This is a genomic window from Gottfriedia sp. S16(2024), from assembly GCF_050473765.1.
Lineage (GTDB): Bacteria > Bacillota > Bacilli > Bacillales > Bacillaceae_G > Gottfriedia.
Map to the genome: position 1 here is coordinate 2,985,816 of NZ_JBFLUO010000001.1, position 20,562 is coordinate 3,006,377.

The following is a 20,562-nucleotide window of genomic DNA, read 5'->3' on the forward strand; positions in this document are numbered from 1 at the left end:
GTATATATTTTCAATCAAATAAAAAAACTTAAAATCTACGACTTAGGTTGTAGATTTTTTTTATGTCTCTAAAGACTAATAGTGTACGAATGTTCAAACTATTTTATGAAGAAATAGATTAATTGAAAGATTAGAATGTATTTGAGACCAGAGAAAAGGAATAACGAAGAATTTTAGGATAGGGAAGAGGTACTGGGAGAATCATTTTAAACCACATAAAAATAACTCAACGATTCTTTTACACATGCATTACTTTAATCCTGGTAAAAATTTTAATAGTGAAAATAGTTCGAAAATATTGTAAAATGTTACAGGTTAGGGGGATGGCAATAGATGAAAATTTTAATCGAAACAATTAATCATTTTAAACCGTATTGGAAAGTATTTCTAGTTGCTTTTGTATGTTCATTAATTGCTGGTGCATTTGCGATTATTCCGCCGATTTTGACTGGTAAATTGGTCGATGAGATTGTTGGTGGTCCTGATTCAAAAATTATTTTTTATTTAATTTTAGGGATTATGCTCTCATTCTTATTTAAGGTCGGTTTTGAATCATTACAAGAATTTATTCAAGTAAAAATTGGTCTAGATGTAATTACAGATATGCAATTACGTGCATTTACAAAGCTTCAAAAAGCACCAATGACGTTTTTTTCAACAACACCTCGGGGAGATATGTTATATAGGTTAACGCATGATGTAGAATCTGTTCAAAACTTGAATAATACAGTTGTACCACGTTTTATTCAACAAGTAATTGCAGCTATTGCAGCATTTATAGCGGTGTTTCCGTTGTATTGGCCTGCTGCAGTCGTCATGCTAGTTGTATTTGCAATTTATTTAGTTCCTTCTTTTATGATTGGTAAAAAAGTAAGAAAAATGGGAGCTATAGCTCGTGATATGAGTGCTGATTTGTATAATCATACTCAAGAAAGTATTGAGTCAGTTCGTTTAGTGCGAACTTTTCAAACGCAGGATATAGAAAATAAAAAATTAGAAGATAAATTGTCTGTTTGGAAAAGATTTGCTATTCGCTTGGCTTTAATTGGGAAGGTTAATTGGCGTTTAGGAAATGTGATTAATAATGGTGCACCTGGGGTCATTATGTTGATTGGTGGATATTCGATTTGGCAGCATGAAATTACAATTGGTACTTTAATCGCCGTTTTAGGATTTATCCCAACAATGTTTATGCCAGTACGCTCTTTAGCTGAAAATGCGTTAACAATTCAACAAGCAATTCCAGCACTTCAAAGAATTTATGAGTATTTTGATTTGCCTGCAGAACAGCCTGATGATTTACCGAAATTTGGAGAAGTGAAAGGTGATCTATACGTTAAAAATGTTCGTTTTACGTATCCAAATTCAACTGAAGAAGTATTAAAAGATGTTTCGTTCTCAATGAAAGCTGGTCAACATATTGGGATTGTTGGTTCCAGCGGTGGAGGAAAAAGTACTTTAATTCAGTTATTACTCGGATTATACCAGCCTTCTTCAGGTTCAATTTTTGTTGATCGTAAAGATTTATCTTCACATGATTATCAATCATTACGCCAAAATATTGGAGTCGTTTCTCAGGAGACTTTCCTTTTAAATAGTACATTAAAGCAAAATTTACTTTATGCTAAACCGAATGCAACAGATGAAGAACTTAAACTTGCTGTTGAAGCAGCGGACTTATCTGATTTAGTTGAGTCACTACAAGAGGGTTTTGAAACGATTGTTGGTGAAAGAGGGCTAAAATTATCTGGTGGTCAAAGACAACGAGTAGCTCTTGCAAGAGCAATTTTACGTCATCCTCCAGTGTTAATTTTCGATGAGGCTACATCATCATTAGATGGAGAAACAGAGGAAAAGGTACAATCATCGCTTGAAAAGTTAATTCCAGGTCGTACAACAATTACGATCGCACATCGACTTGTAACAGTAAAGGATGCTGATTGTATTTTATTATTAGATAAAGGGCGTATTGCTGAACAAGGAACACATGAAGAATTATTATCATTAAAAGGTCAGTACTATCAATTATATATGGCACAATACAGTGAACTAGAAAAGGAGAATGCTGTATGATGCAGAAAAATACAAAAAAAATAGGTGATGGAAAAAGAGTTATAAACTTTCTCAAGCCTCATAAAAAATGGGTATTTGCAGATTCATTCGTAATTGCTTTAAGTCAAGTTTGTGCAGCATTAATACCTACTCTAGGAACGGGTTGGTTAATTGATCATATAATTCCAAACCATGATAATGCACTATTATGGGGATTAATGTGGTTGCTTTTAATTGCTGCAATTCTTGATTTAATTTTAATGGTCATTGATGAGTATTTTTGCCATCATATTGCTAAATCTGTTACAAACTGGCAAAAACTACGCTTATTTAAGCACTTGCAAATTTTACCTTATTCATATTTTCATCAATCTAAATCTGGTGAATTATTAGCTCGAGTTTCTGATGACCCAGATACACTTCATAACTTTTTAGCTTGGGAAGGCTCTACTTTTATGGCTTCTGTTCAAGGAGTATTTATATATAGTATTGTTTTACTTTGGATTAATCCTTATTTAATGATTACTAGTGTTGTTTTAGGTGTTTTATTTTATTGGACGTCCAATAAAGTCGGAGCTCGTACTAGAATTGCTTCGGCTAAAGCTAGAATGGAAGCGTCACGTTATTTAGAAAGATTACGAGAATCAGTAACGGGGATCCAACTTTCGAGAATTCTTGGTGCAACGGATTATGAAATTCAAAGTGTTGCAGATATTCGTAAATCATTTATTAAAGAATCAATTATCGAATTAAAAGCAAGAATGCAATCAATTGTCGTAATCGGTAGCTATAATGGATTTGCTTTAGCTGCTGTCTATATTATAAGTGTTATACTGATTTCAAATGATCAAATCACAACGGGACAAATGTATACGGCAGGTGGACTTGTGACCATTGCGGCTAATGAAATTCAAAGAATGCTAAGAAACTGGTTATCAGTACGTAGAACTGGTCCTGCATTAGATCGTTCTGAAAAATTATTAGCTGAAGAAGTTTCAGAATTTGAAGTACAAGAAGGTGAAAAATTAAATTCTGTTAATGGGTTAATTGAATTTAAAGATGTTAAATTTGCCTATCCAACGAAGGAAGAATTCGTGTTAAATGGATTGTCATTTCATGTGAAACCAGGGGAAGCAGTGGCTGTAGTAGGACCGAGTGGTGCTGGAAAATCAACAATTGTAGATTTATTATTAGGTTTTTATCCATTAAATAATGGAACAATAGAAGTAGATGGTTTACCAATTGAAAAAGCAAATGCAAAGTGGATCAGGGATGCGATCTCGTTCGTTTCGCAAGATGTACAGTTAAGAAATGGTAGTTTAGCTGATAATATTCGTATAGGAAATGAAATGGTGACAAATGATGAAATGATTCAGGCACTAAAAGATAGTGGATTATCAGACTATCTAAATTCGTTACCAGAAGGGCTAGAATCATCAATTGGTGAACGAGGGGCACTATTATCTGGTGGTCAAAAACAAAGATTATCGTTAGCAAGAGCTTTAGTTAAAAACTCTCCTATACTTATTCTAGATGAAGCAAGTTCGGCTTTAGATCCGATTACAGAGTTACAAATAAATGAAGCAATTCAACAGCGAAAATCAAAACAATCTGTCATCGTAATTTCACATCGACTATCTACCGTATTAACAGCGGACAGAATTGTTGTACTAGAAAATGGGAAAGTAGTCGAAGAAGGTACACATCATTCTTTATTAGAAAAAGATGGCGTATATTCAAGATTATTTAAAAGAGAAGCTGAAACTGGTGAAAATGTCATTAGTGTATCGTAAAAAAATAAAAAGGAGTGTTAGAATGACTAATATTTCAATAAAACTTTACGAAACAAAAGAAGAGTTAAGAAAAGGCTTTGGCGTATTAAAACAACTTCGTACTCACTTAAATTAAGAATCATTTTTTACTTTGTACGAAGAAATGAAACAACAAGGCTATCAATTATTTGGGTTAGAAGATCAAGGAGTGACGGTTGCAGTCGCAGATATTAGTATTTTAACAAATTTCTATAACGGTAGACATGTATTTGTTTACGATTTAGTGACAAATGAAAGTAAACGCTCAAATGGATACGGAAAGAAATTACTAGATTTTATTTCTGATTTTGGAAAAAGAAATGGTTGTCAATTAGTAACGCTACAATCCGGTGTCCAAAGAATTAATGCGCATCGTTTTTATGAACATAAAATGGAGTATAAGAAGCTTTCTTATTCTTTTAGTAAAGATATTGAATAAACTTAAAAACCCTAATGATTTAGGGTTTTTTATTCTATATATAAAATAAACAAGGAACATGTATGATAAAATTAAAATTGTTTTGTTAACTTGAAGTAGGGGGAGTCATCCGTGAATAGAAAAGAGTTTTGGAGTTTAGTTGAAGAGTCTAATAATAAAGAAGATCAAGCTGAATGGTTAATTGAGGCTTTAAGTAAAAAAGACTTAAATGAAATTGTGGATTTCGAATTGCATTTTCAAGGTTTAATGAATGAGAGTTATCAATCAAGATTATGGGCAGCTGCGTATATATTAATGGGTGGATGTTCAGATGATACATTTGATTATTTTAGAGGTTGGCTAATTGGACAAGGTGAAGAAATTTATCACAAAGTAATGGAAAATCATGAGTTTTTGGCAAATTACATAAATGATGAAAATCTTGATGAAGAAGGCTATCCTCAAAATGAAGAATTATTAAATGTAGGACAAGATGCATATACGTTAGTAAAAACAGGTGATATTGAGTGGGACGATGAAAGTTATGATGAGTTGTTAGAAAAACTGGAACAAAAAGGTCTGATGCCTGCAAGCGAGATGGAATTTGATTGGGATGAAGAAGATTCTGATGGTTTAGAAGCGATGTTTCCAAAATTATGGGCAAGATTTGGTGAAAATCCATTAGGATAAAAATTATTGTTTTCTTTTAGGGAAATTATAGATATAACTAAGAGCCCTTTAAAAATTAAGGGCTCTTAAAATTAGAATTCACTATGTATATGTTTTTTTATTAATTCAACAACATCTAAAAGATAATTACTTTCATGTGAAACAAACTGATTTTTATCTACAGATTTTTGAATTTGAATTTTTTCCTCTGTTTCAGTAATTTGAAAACCATCAACTTCAACTGTATCTCTTAATCCATGTGCGAATTGATAAAATTGGTTAAAATCAGCTTTCACGATCCCTGAAACTTCTTCTTTTTGTAGGTTGAAATCAGTAAAAGGTTTATTGCTTTTTAGTAAAAAAACATGACTCAATTCATGATCATTAATCGTTTCTAAAATGATCGAATTTTTAATGATGCCCAGAGGGATTACATCTTCCATTTTTACTTCTATTCCAAGTTCTTCTTTAACTTCTCTTAATCCATCTTGAACTGTTTCAGTAGATAATAAATGACCAGCAGCGGTAATATCAAATAAATTCGGATAATCCTTTTTTTGATGACTACGGATTTGAAAATAAATTGAAGCTTGGTCTTCTACTATACTAAGTAACCAGCAATGAAATGTTTCGTGCCATAATCCTTTTTTATGTACTTCACTTCGAGAGGCTTCGCCTATATGATTACCAGATTCATCAAAAATTTTAAGTAATTCTTCTTTCATTTAACTAACCACCTTGTATTTAATCTATGAACCATGTACTACATTATAAAATAAATTTTGTCGGATTGAAGAATATTTTGATTAATCAAGATAATTCTTTCAATTCCACCTCATTAGAAATAGAGAGATAAATAACGGCGGTATCTTACTTAGTCCGCCGTATCCTATAGGTGATGTTTAGGAATGTTTACTCTTTATCTATTTTTAAACCTACCCTTATTCAATACTGATGCTGCTACTGCTATAAGGAGTATACCCATAAAAGCGGGTGCAGCATGACCGAGTGTTACATAGATTTGACCTCCTATAATCGGCCCAATTATTCTTGCTAAAGCCTGAATAGATTGGCTACCTCCTTGGATTCTGCCTTGTTCACTAGGATCAGCAGTCTTGGAGACCATTCCATTGAATGAAGGCCCAAAGATTGAATCACCAAACCCAAATATAAACATTCCAACAATAAGAAGAGGATAGTATGAAAATAAAGCCGATGCAGCAATAAGACTGTAGCCTATAATTTCTGAAACCATTCCAAGAGTTGCTATTTGTGAATCACTAAATTTAATTAACAGCTTTGGCATGATGAAACCTTGTGAAATGATGTCTTGGACACCCATAATTGAGAACATTAGTCCAATAAGTACAGGCTCCCAATTGAATGTATCGATTGTAAATTGTGAAAAAACTGCCTGTATTGATCCGTTCGGTATCCAAAGTAGGAACGCTGAGATGAGTAGCCATTTTAAGTTTTTTATGGAAAGTATGTTTACAAGCTGGCTGAATGGATTCAGTCTTACAAAGGTAATCTTTTTTAGTCTATTATTTATATCAAGGCTCTCGGGCATATATAAGATTCCAAAAACAAAATTTAGTAAAGTTATGATTGCTCCAAAATACATTGGTACTGAATAGCCAAACTTGGCAAGTAATCCACCAATAGTAGGTCCAATTGCGGCTCCTACACCTGCAACGGCACTTACCCACCCGAAGTATTTGGTTCGCTTTTCACTTGGTGTGATGTCTGCAAAATATGCGAAGATTGTGCTTATGCTCCCGCCAGTTATCCCTTCTATTATACGTCCAGCAAAAAGGACCCAAAGAGCTCCTCCGATGCCAAAAACTAAGTAGCCGATAGCGGAACCTAAAAGGGATATTAAAAGTATTGGACGACGACCAAATCTGTCGCTTAATGCTCCTAGTCCGGGAGCTGCAAAAAACACGCATAAGGCATAAACAGAAGTCAACAACGTAACAACTATGGCTTGATCTACTGGATTGCTGATATAAGGCTGTACTAAGTATGGTATGACCGGTGTGATGATACTAAAGCCTATTCCGCAAAGAAAGACAGACATTAGACCGAAAAGTAAAGCTTTTTTATCTATGGTTTGTTCCAGTTTCTGTTCTTTGAGTGATCTAAATTTGAACAATTATATTCTCCTCTCAATAACGATAATTTTGATTCCTGGGAAACATATTTATCGTACGAAGATATTGTTTCCTTGTCAACAATAATATTAAAATAAAAAACAGCCTATTCTCTCATAGAGTTGGGCTGCTTAGGGATCATCTTTACTATTTAAATTTATTCCGGTTTACGATCGATATCGATTCCTTGTGTCTTTATTTCTGCATCTAAATGATTACAATAATTGTTCACGAAGTTAAGCATACTGTCGAATTGTTCTTCGGTTATTTGATCAAATACAGCTTGATCTCGCTCTCGAAATTTTTTATGTAGTTCTTCATGGATATTGTCTATTACTTTTCCTTGCTCAGTAAGCCTAAAATAGATTTCTTTCTTATTATCTGGTTTCTGGTAGCTTTCAATCAGTCCCTTATTTATAAGCTTCTTTGTTATTTTAGTAATGGCACCTCTTGTCATATATAAGGAATCAGCAAGTTTGGTCACGTTGGAATCTACATTTTTCCCAATGTATTCGATACAATGTACTTCAGAAGATTGATACCCTTTAAGAGCCTCTTCCATCTTAAACTTATTAAGCCAAACCATCTTGTTAAATACGTCCCTAAAACCCATTATAAGCTGTTCTTCTTTGTTCATAGTCAATCCTCCAACCCGTTGGTTCATTAACAATATTATATAAAATATTGTTTCTGTTTCAACAATATTAAAATCATTATTTTAAGAATAGGTGAAAGGAGGGCTAGAAGTATATAAGTGAATAAAGTTGTTCCACAAGTAGTAAATATACACGTAACGAGTTTTTCATCTAAAATAATCATTTTGAATGTTTAGGGAATAGTGAGAAATATAGGTATAGCAAGCTTGACATGAATTGAGAATTTTTCCTTCATGAGTTAACTATTTTCTGAAAAGTTTACATTCATCCGTAATTAGGTTAATTTAGTATTATATATTTGTAAAAGTTTGTCTCTATTGAGTAATGTTATGATTTGTTGACACTTTCACAAATGACTTCATTAAATTAAAATTATTAGGTGAATTGAAATGAGAATAGCTTTTTTTGACTCAGGAATTGGTGGGTTAACTGTCTTAAATGAGGCACTGAAAAAATTACCAAATGAAGATTTTTTATATTTTGCTGATACTCTTCACGTTCCTTATGGCACAAAGTCGAAGGAAGAAGTAAGTGCATTTGTAAAAAAGTCTGTTGAAATGATTATTAAAGAAGATGTAAAAGCATTAGTAATTGCATGTAATACGGCGACTAGTATTGCAGTAAATGAATTGAGAGAAATGTATGATTTTCCGATTATCGGTATGGAACCGGCTGTAAAACCAGCTGTTGAAATGAACAGAACAACTGGTAAGAGAGTATTAGTTTTTGCGACGCCACTAACCTTAAAGCAAACAAAGTATAATGAGCTTATATCTAGGGTGGACGATCTAAGTATTGTAGACTCATTGCCTTTACCAGAGCTTGTTCATTATTGTGAGGAATTAAATTTTGATGAAAACTTTATGATTGATTATTTTAAAAGTAAACTTTCATTATTTAATATTGAGCAATATGGAACAATTGTTTTGGGTTGTACTCATTATCCTTTTTATAAAAACATCTTAAAAAAGATTTTACCTGAAGATGTTCAAATTGTTGATGGAAGTAATGGTACTGTAAAAAGATTATTCCAGTTACTTGGAGAAAATGGCCAATTAAATGAAACTGGTCAGACAAATGTCAAATTTATGTGTTCGAATAATGACATAGAATATATTGAGAAGACAAAACAGGCGTTAAGCTACTTACAAAATGAAAGATAAGAGATAAGCTAGATTTAGCTTATCTCTTTTTATTTTTAAATACAGGACTAATATTGTTTATTATCGAATAGTTGTTAAGGACAATCTTTTTGAAAACTTTTATCTATAAGAGAGGGGAGATTGTATTTAGATGGTAAAAGTAAGGGATGTATTAAAGTATTTCGGAGTCATTACGATGCTATTTTTTGCTGCTTATTTAATCATTAAATATATAAGAGAAGATGAGATTTTCTTGAATTTAATTTTTGGATTTTGCGTAGGACTTGTATTATTTTTAGGATCAATAGTAAGTAGTAAAAATGAAAAAGTTGAAATGAAAAAGTAAATAGGTATGCACAGTAGGACATGAAAAAAATGGTGCCATTTCTATAGGCACCATTTTTTTATTTCTTCAATTTTAAAACAAGTTCTTCATCAGGTGTTACATACACCGTATTGTTTTGTTCGTAAATGACAAAACCTGGTTTGGAACCATTTGGTTTTTTAACATGGCGAATTTCTGTGTAATCGACTGGGACCGAGCTTGATTGACGTGCTTTACTAAAATATGCAGCGATAATAGCTGCTTCTTTAATTGCATTTTCACTAGGATCCTTAGCACGAATGACAACATGGGAGCCCGGGATATCTTTTGTATGAAACCAAAGCTCGTCCCTGCTCGCAAGTTTATTGGTTAGATAATCATTTTGTTTATTATTTTTACCGACTAATAATTGTTCACCAGTAGTAGAGATGTATTCATCTAATGTAACTTTTTGTTTGTTTGACTTTTGGGCTTTTTTCGATTTTTTCTTTCTTATATAACCCGTTTCCGCTAGTTCTTCTCTAATTTCTTCTAAATCACGTGGGGAAGCAGACTCGATTTGTTGAATAACTGTCTCTAAATAATCATTTTCTTCTATCGTTAATTTAATTTGTTCTTTAATATGTGCTACCGAATTTTTAAGCTTAGTATATTTTGTGAAATAAGCTTGTGCATTTTCAGAAGGTGTTTTTAATGGTGATAACGGTATGACCATTGTGGCACCATTTTCGTCATAGTAATTAATTACTTCAATTTCTTTCATACCTTTTTGTAGTGCAAACATATTTGCAGTAAGCAATTCGCCTTGTAACTGAATTTTATCTGCTTTATCAGTATCTTCAAGACTTTTGTGTAATTTTTTAATTTTTTTCTTGTTTTTTGTAAGTTCATTTTGTAACAGTTTTTCTAAATCTCCGCTTTGTTGTTTTACACGGTCACGTTCTGCTTTACCAAAGTAATAAACATCTAAAAGTTCACTTAAGCTAGCGAAAACAGTTTGTTCGGCTTGTAAGTGAGATAAGTTTATGAAATAAAACATTTCTCTCGACTCTAAGCGGAAAAGTGAAGGAGTAAACTTTTTTAATTGTATTTCATTCATGATTGTTTTAAACGAATTATATACATCTTCTTTTCCATTATAGACAATTTCATTTGCGAGTAATGGAGAGATTCCGGAGAACTGCTGAACAATTGCTTCGGATGGTGACACCTCACCTTGGTTTATAATTTGATTAAACTCCTCTACAGAAATAACTTGAAATGGATCATGTTTTTCTTGATTTGGAGGAGAAATATAAGTTGCACCGGGTTGTACAATTCGATGACGATTCACTGCCATCGGTACATGCTTAATACTGTCTAAGATTATTTGTCTTTCTTCATCAATTAAAATGATATTACTATGTCTACCCATTAATTCAATGATCAATGTTCGGTATTGTTCATCACCGATTTCATTTCTACTACGAACTTTAATGTTAACGATTCGCTCGTGTTCTAATTGTGTAATGCTTTCAATGAACCCACCGTTTAAATGTTTTCTTAAAAGCATTGTAAACATTGATGGTTCTGATGGGGTATCGTAGTTTTGATTTGTAAAATGGAATCTTGCGTAACTAGGGTGAGCACTTAATAATAGTTTGTAATTGGCACCATTTGCTCTCACGGTAAGTAGTACTTCATAGTTACTTGGTTGTACAATTTTTGATATTCTTCCAGTTGTTAGTAGAGCTACTTCGTTTGTCATAGCTCCTGTAAAAAGTCCGTCAAAAGACATATGTATCACGTCCTACTCTTTAAAACACTATTTTTTTATTATTATAATTTTTAATCATTATAAATAAAATGATGAGGTTATTAAATTTGTCCAAATATCAATTAGAATAAGGACGTTGATTTCCACTGCAGGATGCTCGCTTTCCATGGGGCGGAACCTGAGCCTCCTCGTTCCTGCGGGGTCTCAGGCTTTCCGCATTTCCCATAGGAGTCGAGCACCCTTCCGTTCCAATCACTTCTCTAATTGTATTCAATTCTAATTCAATTATAAGTTCAATAAAATGATGGGGATTCAAAGTAACTTAAGTGACTTAATAACCATGAAAAAAGAACGATGTTTTTACTCTGGAATGGACGAATTACTGAAAATCAAATTATATGGAACGGGAAAGATATTAAATTAAAAAATGTAAAAGTCCATACAAACGTATTTCCTGATTTCTTCTCGAACTACACTCAATTTATTTAGTCCCAACATAATTCATAAACTAGGACATATCCATTAAATAAACAATCAAGAAATTTTTCATGGAATTTAATCATACAATATCTTGATTGGTCTTGTCACAGTTCTAGTTGGTTAAAAGTTAGATTTATTTTTATCATTATATCATTTATTTGGACGAGTCTGAATATGCTTTTATGAGAGGTAAGGGGGACAACTTACCTAATGTTTAATTAGGGGTGAACGCGGGTATGAATTTTTATCGGATGAGAGCGGAAGAAGTCGTGCAAGTAACGAATACAAATGTTTCCTCCGGTTTAACTGATGAGGAGGTAAAGCAAAGGCGAGCAACTTTTGGGGCAAATGAATTAAAGGAATCAGAGAAAACTTCCAAACTCGTTTTATTTTTAAATCAGTTTAATGATTTTATGGTATTTGTTCTATTAGGCGCAACGATTATATCAATCTTTTTAAAGGAAGTAGTAGATGCAGTTGCGATTATGGCAATTGTATTAATTAACGGGATTTTAGGATATTTTCAAGAAGCTAAGGCAGAGAGATCATTAGAAGCTTTGAAAGAATTGGCTGCTCCACAAGTAAATGTTTTACGTGACGGGCAGTTTGTTAAGCTCCCTTCAAGAGATTTAGTTGTTGGGGATATTATTAAGTTTTCAAGTGGCGATCGGATTGGTGCTGATATTCGCATAATCGAAGCATCAAGTTTATACATAGAAGAATCAGCGCTAACAGGTGAATCTGTTCCGGTTCAAAAAAGATTTGAATCAATTCAGGCCGATGATATTGGTATTGGTGATCAAGATAATATGGGCTTTATGGGAACACTCGTTACGCGTGGAAATGGTAAAGGAGTTGTTGTTTCCACAGGAATGAAAACAGCAATGGGGCAAATTGCGAATTTACTTCAAAATACAGAAACCATTGTTACACCTTTACAAAGACGATTAGAACAATTAGGTAAAATATTAATTATTCTTGCATTATTTTTAACAGCTTTAGTTGTATTTATCGGTGTATATCAAGGAAATGAATTATATCATATGTTTTTAGCGGGTGTGTCACTTGCAGTTGCTGCGATTCCTGAAGGCTTGCCAGCAATTGTAACGGTTGCTTTATCACTGGGTGTGCAACGAATGATTAAAAAGAAAGCAATCGTTCGAAAGCTTCAAGCGGTTGAAACATTAGGATGTGCTTCAGTCATTTGTTCAGATAAAACAGGGACAATGACGGAAAATAAAATGACAGTTACAAATATTTGGTCGGGTGGGTCTAGTTTTGAAGTAACAGGAAATGGATATGCAATCGATGGAGAATTTACGAATAAAGAGAGAACCATTAATCCAACATTAAATAAACAATTATTTCAAACACTTGTATTCGGTTCTATATGTAGTGATGCACAATTAATTCAAAAGAAAAAAGAAATCGTACTAGATGGTGATCCTACTGAAGGTGCGATTGTTGTTGCAGGTTATAAAGCTGGGATCAACCGAGAATACGTAAATTCTAATTTTACTAGAATACATGAGCTTCCTTTTGATAGTACACGGAAAATGATGTCGGTCGTTGTGAAAAATCGTTCAGGTGAACAGTTTGTAATTACGAAGGGTGCACCAGACGTCTTACTTTCAAAATGTAATTCAATTTTATGGCATGAAAGAGAAGAACAATTAAACACGTTTAGACAAAATGCAGTGGAAAGTACAATTGAAACTTATGCAAATAATGCACTTCGTACGATTGCGATTGCTTTTAAACCTTTAAATCCAAATTCGATCTTAGATGAAAGGGATCTCGAAAGCAATTTAACTTTTATTGGTTTACAAGGGATGATTGACCCACCAAGAGCAGAAGTTGCACAAGCTGTTCAAGAATGTAAAGAAGCTGGTATTAGGACGATTATGATTACTGGGGATCATAAGTTAACTGCTTCTAGTATTGCTAGAAAACTAGGAATCTTAAGAGATAACGGTAGAGTAGTTGAAGGAAAAGAATTAGATGCACTTTCTGTAGAGCAGATTCAGGAATTTGTTGAAGATGCTGCTGTATTTGCCCGAGTTTCACCTGAACATAAATTAAAAATTGTTAAAGCACTACAAGCGAATGGACATATTGTAGCAATGACTGGTGATGGCGTAAATGATGCACCAGCAATTAAAGCATCGGATATTGGAATTTCAATGGGGATTACAGGTACAGACGTAGCAAAGGAAGCTTCAGCATTAGTTTTACTGGATGATAATTTTGCTACGATCAAGTCTGCAATTAAAGAAGGACGCAATATTTATAGTAATATTCGTAAATTTATCCGTTATTTATTAGCTTCAAATGTAGGTGAAATTTTAGTTATGTTGTTTGCGATGTTATTAGCGCTACCTTTACCACTTGTTCCAGTACAAATTCTATGGGTAAATCTAGTGACTGATGGCTTACCTGCAATGGCATTAGGTGTTGATTCAGCTGAAGATGATGTAATGAAAAGAAGTCCTCGTTCATTATCAGAAGGGATATTTGCAAGAGGTTTAGGATGGAAAATTATTTCAAGAGGATTTTTAATTGGATTTGTCACACTATTAGCATTCATTATTTCCTATAATCAGCATCCGAATCAACTTGAATACGCACAAACAGTAGCATTCTCCACATTAGTTTTAGCTCAATTAATTCATGTATTTGATTGTAGAAGTGAACGATCCATTTTTCATCGAAATGTATTTGGAAATTTATATTTAATTGGTGCTGTTATCGTTTCAATGTTATTAATGCTTGTTGTTATTTACTACCCACCATTACAACCTATTTTCAAAACGATTCCGATCGTACCTAGAGATTGGTTCTTAATTGGAGGTCTTTCATCAATTCCAACTTTTATGCTTGCAGGAGCATTATTTACAAAGAAAAAATAATTTGCGAACAAAATGGATAACCAATTTAAAATATGTTATAATTCCTTAAGGTAGTAGAGGTATGCTCTATTACCTTTTCTCTTTTACATATTGAATAAAATTTGGGAAATAAATTAGAGAGAAAATTAGTGTATTGGAAGTGGAACAATGGTCGTAAGTATGACAGGGTATGGTAAAGCCATTTTGTCAAATGAACAGTACAAAATACATATTGAAATGAAAGCAGTGAATCATCGATACTTAGAGACAATCGTTCGAATGCCGAGGCAATTATTAGCATATGAAGATGCAATTAAGAAAATTGTAGCTGAGTATACTAGTCGAGGTCGAGTTGAGGTTTTTGTTACAATTGAGGGCTTATTACAACGTACATTACAAATAGATGAAGGCTTAATTCAACAATATAAAAAAGCGATTGAAAATCTATCAGGTGAAGAGCAAAATAAATCTTCTTATAATCCAATCGATTTATTAAAGCTACCTGAAGTTACTACAGTAAGTGAAGTAGAACAAATCAATGATAATTTTGAAGAATTATTATTAACGACTACTGAAAATGCATGTCAGCAATTTTTTGATGTTAAGTGCAAAGAAGGTGGACAACTTAAAAAAGATTTATTAGAGAGATTAACAGCAATTGAAGAATGTAAAAAACAGATTACAGTGCATTCTCCTCTTGTTTTGAAATCATATCGTGAAAAGCTTCAATCTAAATTAGCGGAAGTTGAATTAACAGCGGTTGATGAGCAAAGATTATTAACAGAAATTATGCTCTTTGCAGATCGATGTGACATATCTGAAGAATTAGTTCGACTAACTAGTCATTTAGAATTGTTTAATGAAACTTTACAAATAAAGGAATCGATTGGGCGGAAACTAGATTTCATCGTACAAGAAATGAATCGAGAAGTGAATACGATTGGTTCTAAAGCAAATTCATTAGATATTTCTAAACAAGTTGTTGAAATTAAAAATAATCTTGAAAAAATTAGAGAGCAAGTTCAAAATATTGAATAATGTAAAAGATTTGTTTATAGTTGCAAAGGTCCGGTAACAATGTGAAATAGAAGACTAATTAATTTTTGATTAATTGACTCTAAACACGCAGATGTAACAATAGATTGACCTTTAATAAATAAAACTGTCTAGAATTAGAAGGGTAGGGTCATAAATGAGGCATGAAAGAGGCTTATTAATCGTACTTTCTGGTCCATCAGGAGTAGGTAAAGGTACGGTGCGTAAAGCTATTTTTGATAATAAGGACTTAGATCTGCAATATAGTATTTCGATGACGACAAGAAATCCTCGTGAAGGTGAAGTACATGGAGTAGATTATTTCTTTACATCAAAAGAAGATTTCAAACAGAAAATAAATGAAAATAAGTTTCTTGAGTGGGCAGAGTTTGTAGGTAATTACTATGGAACACCAATTGATTATGTTGAAAAAACATTAAGCGAAGGAAAAGACATTTTCCTAGAAATTGAAGTTCAAGGTGCCCTGCAAGTAAAAAAAGCTTTTTCTGAAGGGATTTTTATTTTCTTAGCCCCTCCGAGTATGAGAGAATTACAAAATAGAATTGTAACAAGAGGTACAGAAACTGAAGATGTGATTATGAATCGTATGAATGCAGCAAAAGAAGAAATAGAAATGATGGATGCTTACGATTATGTAGTTGAAAATGATCAAGTTGATTTAGCTTGTGACCGTATTAAAGCAATTATTTTAAGTGAACATTTAAAACGTGAACGAGTTGCAAATTATTATAAAAGAATGATGGAGGCCGAATAAACTATGTTATATCCTTCGATTGACCGTTTATTAACAAAATTAGACTCAAAATATACGCTAGTAACAGTTGCTTCAAAGCGTGCTCGCGAAATGCAAGTAAATAAAGATACTCGTGTTGAAAAACCGGTATCTGATAAATTTGTAGGAAAAGCATTAGAAGAAATTAATGCTGGCTTATTATCTTATAGAAAACTTGAAGAAGTTAAAGAAGATTAATATTTAACTGTGTGATGAGGCTGTCCCAAAACATTTGCTAATTTTCCATATGACTAAAAAGGACAACGTGGTGTTTAACACCTCTCCTAAAAGTTTCGTGGTGATTAGAAATGGGGGCAGTCTTATTTTTGTGATAAAATGGCGACGAGCAGTTTTATAAACGAAAAGCGCTGATTTAAGAAAAAGGGATAAGTACAACTAGGCATCTGAGTTAGACGATTAGGAATATTGTGAGTTTTTTTAGAAAAATCCTATAACATTTATTTCAAACATATTTGTGGTATCTTAGACATAGAACATCCAAAAGACCTATTTTTTGACATATTACATAGAAAGAATAAAATTTGAAAGGGTGAAGGTGAGTGGAACAAAAAAAGATTCTCCTATGTGTTTCAGGTGGAATTGCAGTCTATAAAGCAGCAGCACTTACAAGTAAACTAGTACAAGCAGGATATGACGTTAAAGTAATGATGAGCTTATCCGCTACAAAATTTGTGACACCTTTAACGTTTCAAGCTTTATCAAGAAATGATGTTTATATAGATACTTTTGATGAAAAAGATAGTGCAAAAATTGCACATATCAATTTAGGTGATTGGCCTGATTTAATAATCGTTGCTCCAGCGACTGCTAATACAATTGGAAAATTAGCAAATGGTCTTGGAGATGAAATGATTCAGGCAACATTACTAGCTGCAACAAAACCAGTTTGGATCGCACCAGCTATGAATGTTAATATGTATAACCATCCGATTGTTCAAAAGAATATGAACATATTGAAAGAGATTGGTCATCGATTTATTGAGCCAAATGAAGGGTATTTAGCATGTGGCTATGTAGGAAAAGGTAGATTAGCAGAGCCTGAAGAAATTGTTCAATTCGTGAATGAACATTTCCAAAGAGAAGTTGGTTTATTAAAAGGTAAAAAAATTATCATTTCTGCCGGTCCAACAGTTGAAAAAATTGATCCAGTTCGCTTTGTTTCAAATCATTCAACGGGTAAGATGGGCTATAGTATCGCAGAAGTTGCAGTCTCTTTAGGTGCAGACGTAATCCTCGTTTCTGGACCAACCAATTTAACGCCACCTGAAGGCTGTAAATTGATCCAAACTGAGTCTGCGGAGCAAATGTTTGAAGCGATTTGGTCTTATTATAATGAAGCGGATGTTGTCATAAAAACAGCAGCGGTTGCTGATTACACACCTTCAATTACTTATGATTCAAAAGTGAAAAAAGCTGATGGTGATCTTTCAATTGCTTTTAAGCGTACGAAAGATATTCTTCTAACTTTAGGTCAACATAAAACACATCAAATTTTAGTAGGGTTTGCTGCAGAAACTGATCAAGTAGATGAGTATGCAAAAAGTAAACTTTTAAAGAAAAATGCAGATATGATTGTTGCAAATGATGTAACGAAAACAGGGGCTGGTTTTGGATCTGATACGAATATTGTAACCATTTTTAAGCGGAATGGTGAAGTGAAGCCACTTCCTAAAATGAGTAAAAAAGAAGTAGCAGAAGAAATACTACTTGAAGTTCATCACTTATTAAATGAGGTAGAAAGATGACATACGCATCAGTTTTAGTTGATGTATCAGTCAGACAAACAGATCGTCCTTTTGATTATAAAGTACCAACTAGGTGGCAGGAAGCAATACAACCTGGAATGCGTGTAATAGTGCCATTTGGGCCAAGGAAAGTTCAAGGTTTTGTATTGTCTATAAAAGAAACAACTAATTTAGAGAAGGTTAAAGAAATTGAAGAAGTTCTTGATGTCATGCCAGTTTTAACAGAAGAACTTCTTCTTTTAGGTTCTTATTTATCCCAAAAAACACTTTGTTTTTTCATTTCTGCATATCAAGCAATGCTTCCGACAGCTATTAAAGCTGTTTATAAAAAACATGTTCAAGTTACATCTGAAGAAGCTTTAGATCAATTAGTTCCGGAATTAGCAAATCTATTTTCGATCGTGAAAAGAAGAGAATGGACTGAAATAGAAAGTCTTGTTAGTAAAATTTCATTAGTTCAACGAGCTATAAAAGAAGGACTGCTTGAAATTGAATATGAAGTGAAAAATAAAGCAAATAAAAAAACAGAACGTGTAGTTTCTCTATTAAAAGTATTAGATGAAGAATTACCTACGATCTCATCTCCACAACAAAAAGACATTATTGAATACTTACGTATGAACGGTCAAACAAGTGTGAAGGAGTTAAAAGAATGTCTTGGAATCACAGATTCACCTATAAAGACATTGGAGAAAAACGAGGTAATTTCAATTAAAACAGTTGAAGTTTATCGGGATCCTTATGAAGGTAGGGAAATAGAACGATCTAAGCCTTTACCATTAATAGAAGAACAACAGATTGCATTTGAGCAAATCGTTTCTTCATTTCATGAAAGAAAGAATAAGATTCATCTTTTACATGGAGTAACAGGAAGTGGAAAGACCGAAGTTTATTTGCAAACCATTCAAGAGGTCCTATCTGAAGGTAAAGAAGCAATCGTATTAGTACCAGAAATTTCACTTACCCCACAGATAGTAGGTCGTTTTAAAAGTAGATTTGGAAATGATGTTGCAGTTCTCCATAGTGGTTTGTCTATTGGTGAGAAATATGATGAATGGAGAAAGATTCAAAGAAAAGAAGTTAAGGTAGTAGTGGGAGCCCGTTCAGCTATATTTGCACCATTTGAAAACATTGGAATGATCATCATTGATGAAGAACACGAGACAACCTATAAACAAGATGAACATCCAAGATATCATGCAAGAGATATAGCAATTTGGAGAGGAGAATATCATGATTGTCCTATCGTTTTAGGAAGTGCAACTCCTACACTAGAATCATTTGCAAGAGCTGGTAAAGGTGTTTACGAGCTAAATACAATGTCCAAAAGGGTTAATCAAGGCCCATTACCTGAAGTGGAAATAGTCGATATGAGAGAACAGCTAAGAATCGGAAATCGTACGATGTTTTCTACAGCTTTACATGAAAAAATAATTGATCGATTAGAGAAGAAGGAACAAATCATCTTATTTTTAAACCGTCGAGGCTATTCTTCATTTGTAATGTGTAGAGATTGTGGTTACACAATTCAGTGCCCCCATTGCGAGGTTTCCTTAACATATCATAAACATAACCATCATCTAAAATGTCATTATTGCGGCTATGAAACCTATATGCCAAAACAATGCCCATCGTGCCAAAGTGAACATATTCGCTTTTTTGGAACTGGGACGCAAAAGGTAGAGGAAGCTATTACAAAAACGTATCCAGAAGCACGAGTAATTAGGATGGATAATGATACGACTAGTCGTAAAGGTGCCCACGAAAAAATGCTTAAGCAATTTGGTAACGGTGAGGCTGATATATTACTAGGTACACAGATGATTGCAAAAGGACTTGATTTTCCAAATGTTACATTGGTTGGTGTTTTAGCAGCAGATAGTTCACTTCATTTACCAGATTTCAGAGCAAGTGAGCGAACATTTAGCTTATTAACACAAGTAAGTGGAAGAGCTGGTCGTCATGAAAAACCAGGTGAAGTAGTCATACAAACATATTCACCAGAGCATTATAGTATTGAATTAGCTAAAACACAGGACTATGTTGCGTTTTATGAAGAAGAAATGAAAATAAGACGCTCATTTCGCTACCCACCTTTTTATTATTTAGTTTTAATATCAATAGCACATAGTGATTTGATAAAAACAGTAAAAGTAAGTGAACAAATTGCAGGCTATTTAAGAGAGTACTTATCAGAAGGATCAATTGTACTCGGACCAGTAGCATCACCAATCGCAAAAATAAAAGACCATTTCCGTTATCAATGTGTGATAAAATACAAATCTGAACCTGCACTCTACGACGTACTAAACCGAATCCAACAATACTACCAAGACGAAACGGACAAAGGTAAACTACAATTAACAATCGACTTTCAACCTACTATGTTTATGTAACGAAAAGTGGAGGCGACTGGTTAGACCCGACAAGCATAAGACAAAGGCCGATTAAGGTTGGTTTTTACCTTAATTGGACTTTGTCTTATGACCTCGAGGGGCTAGGAGCCGGAACTAGACAAAACGAAAAGCGGAAGGCGTTTGCTCAGCCCCGACACCTCGAGGGGCTAACGCCTTGAACTAGACATTCCGAAAAGTGGGTGTAACTGGGACAAACATAAA

16 protein-coding genes are annotated in these 20,562 nt (G+C 33.5%); 12 read left to right on the plus strand and 4 right to left on the minus strand.

Annotated elements, in window-relative coordinates; translation table 11 throughout:
* Nucleotides 1–333 precede the first annotated feature (333 nt).
* From AB1282_RS13965 to AB1282_RS13980, 4 genes are all read left to right on the plus strand, one after another.
* On the plus strand, nucleotides 334–2,073 hold the full coding sequence (locus AB1282_RS13965; protein ID WP_429899360.1) for an ABC transporter ATP-binding protein: 1,740 nt from the start codon (nucleotides 334–336) through the stop codon (nucleotides 2,071–2,073).
* Nucleotides 2,070–3,845 (plus strand): ABC transporter ATP-binding protein, encoded by a 1,776-nt coding sequence (locus AB1282_RS13970; protein WP_429899361.1) that lies wholly within the window; start codon nucleotides 2,070–2,072, stop codon nucleotides 3,843–3,845. Before AB1282_RS13965 ends, AB1282_RS13970 begins: the two co-directional genes overlap by 4 nt.
* 142 nt (nucleotides 3,846–3,987) lie before the next feature.
* Complete coding sequence (locus AB1282_RS13975) at nucleotides 3,988–4,302, plus strand: GNAT family N-acetyltransferase (RefSeq protein ID WP_429899362.1); 315 nt, start codon at nucleotides 3,988–3,990, stop codon at nucleotides 4,300–4,302.
* 111 nt (nucleotides 4,303–4,413) lie between these two features.
* Nucleotides 4,414–4,971 (plus strand): DUF4240 domain-containing protein, encoded by a 558-nt coding sequence (locus AB1282_RS13980; RefSeq protein ID WP_429899363.1) that lies wholly within the window; start codon nucleotides 4,414–4,416, stop codon nucleotides 4,969–4,971.
* A 71-nt stretch (nucleotides 4,972–5,042) separates the two neighbouring features.
* Here AB1282_RS13980 and AB1282_RS13985 read toward each other — a convergent pair whose 3' ends face one another.
* The 3 genes from AB1282_RS13985 to AB1282_RS13995 all read right to left on the minus strand — a co-directional run bounded on the left by AB1282_RS13985 (nucleotide 5,043) and on the right by AB1282_RS13995 (nucleotide 7,740).
* Nucleotides 5,043–5,675 carry an NUDIX hydrolase gene (locus AB1282_RS13985; protein ID WP_056470980.1) on the minus strand — a complete coding sequence of 211 codons (633 nt, stop codon included), beginning with the start codon at nucleotides 5,673–5,675 and terminating at the stop codon, nucleotides 5,043–5,045.
* A 194-nt stretch (nucleotides 5,676–5,869) separates the two neighbouring features.
* Nucleotides 5,870–7,105, minus strand: coding sequence for an MFS transporter (locus AB1282_RS13990; protein ID WP_429899364.1), 1,236 nt, complete (start codon nucleotides 7,103–7,105; stop codon nucleotides 5,870–5,872).
* 155 nt (nucleotides 7,106–7,260) lie between these two features.
* Entirely contained in the window at nucleotides 7,261–7,740 is a 480-nt protein-coding gene (locus AB1282_RS13995; protein WP_056470974.1) for a MarR family transcriptional regulator, read from the minus strand.
* Between the two features lie 408 nt (nucleotides 7,741–8,148).
* Between AB1282_RS13995 and murI the strand changes: the two genes are divergently transcribed.
* Both murI and AB1282_RS14005 read left to right on the plus strand, forming a co-directional pair.
* Nucleotides 8,149–8,922: a glutamate racemase gene (gene murI, locus AB1282_RS14000; protein ID WP_390310596.1), complete on the plus strand. Its 774-nt coding sequence runs from the start codon at nucleotides 8,149–8,151 to the stop codon at nucleotides 8,920–8,922.
* A gap of 130 nt (nucleotides 8,923–9,052) precedes the next feature.
* Nucleotides 9,053–9,247: a hypothetical protein gene (locus tag AB1282_RS14005; RefSeq protein ID WP_056470967.1), complete on the plus strand. Its 195-nt coding sequence runs from the start codon at nucleotides 9,053–9,055 to the stop codon at nucleotides 9,245–9,247.
* 58 nt (nucleotides 9,248–9,305) lie between these two features.
* On the opposite strand, the gene AB1282_RS14010 is transcribed toward AB1282_RS14005, so the two are convergent.
* A complete protein-coding gene (locus AB1282_RS14010) occupies nucleotides 9,306–11,003 on the minus strand; it encodes an Rqc2 family fibronectin-binding protein (protein ID WP_429899365.1) in 1,698 nt (565 codons plus the stop codon).
* A gap of 695 nt (nucleotides 11,004–11,698) precedes the next feature.
* Here AB1282_RS14010 and AB1282_RS14015 point away from each other — a divergent pair.
* From AB1282_RS14015 to priA, 6 genes are all read left to right on the plus strand, one after another.
* Nucleotides 11,699–14,371: a calcium-translocating P-type ATPase, SERCA-type gene (locus AB1282_RS14015; RefSeq protein WP_056470963.1), complete on the plus strand. Its 2,673-nt coding sequence runs from the start codon at nucleotides 11,699–11,701 to the stop codon at nucleotides 14,369–14,371.
* A gap of 147 nt (nucleotides 14,372–14,518) precedes the next feature.
* On the plus strand, nucleotides 14,519–15,388 hold the full coding sequence (locus AB1282_RS14020; RefSeq protein ID WP_056470960.1) for a YicC/YloC family endoribonuclease: 870 nt from the start codon (nucleotides 14,519–14,521) through the stop codon (nucleotides 15,386–15,388).
* Between the two features lie 154 nt (nucleotides 15,389–15,542).
* Entirely contained in the window at nucleotides 15,543–16,160 is a 618-nt protein-coding gene (gene gmk, locus AB1282_RS14025; protein WP_056470957.1) for a guanylate kinase, read from the plus strand.
* 3 nt (nucleotides 16,161–16,163) lie between these two features.
* Nucleotides 16,164–16,376, plus strand: a complete 213-nt coding sequence (gene rpoZ / locus AB1282_RS14030) for a DNA-directed RNA polymerase subunit omega (protein ID WP_025568819.1) — start codon at nucleotides 16,164–16,166, stop codon at nucleotides 16,374–16,376.
* 362 nt (nucleotides 16,377–16,738) lie between these two features.
* Nucleotides 16,739–17,944 (plus strand): bifunctional phosphopantothenoylcysteine decarboxylase/phosphopantothenate--cysteine ligase CoaBC, encoded by a 1,206-nt coding sequence (gene coaBC, locus AB1282_RS14035; RefSeq protein ID WP_056470951.1) that lies wholly within the window; start codon nucleotides 16,739–16,741, stop codon nucleotides 17,942–17,944.
* Nucleotides 17,941–20,340 carry a primosomal protein N' gene (gene priA / locus AB1282_RS14040; protein ID WP_429899366.1) on the plus strand — a complete coding sequence of 800 codons (2,400 nt, stop codon included), beginning with the start codon at nucleotides 17,941–17,943 and terminating at the stop codon, nucleotides 20,338–20,340. The genes coaBC and priA overlap by 4 nt, the downstream gene beginning before the upstream one ends.
* Nucleotides 20,341–20,562 lie beyond the last annotated feature (222 nt).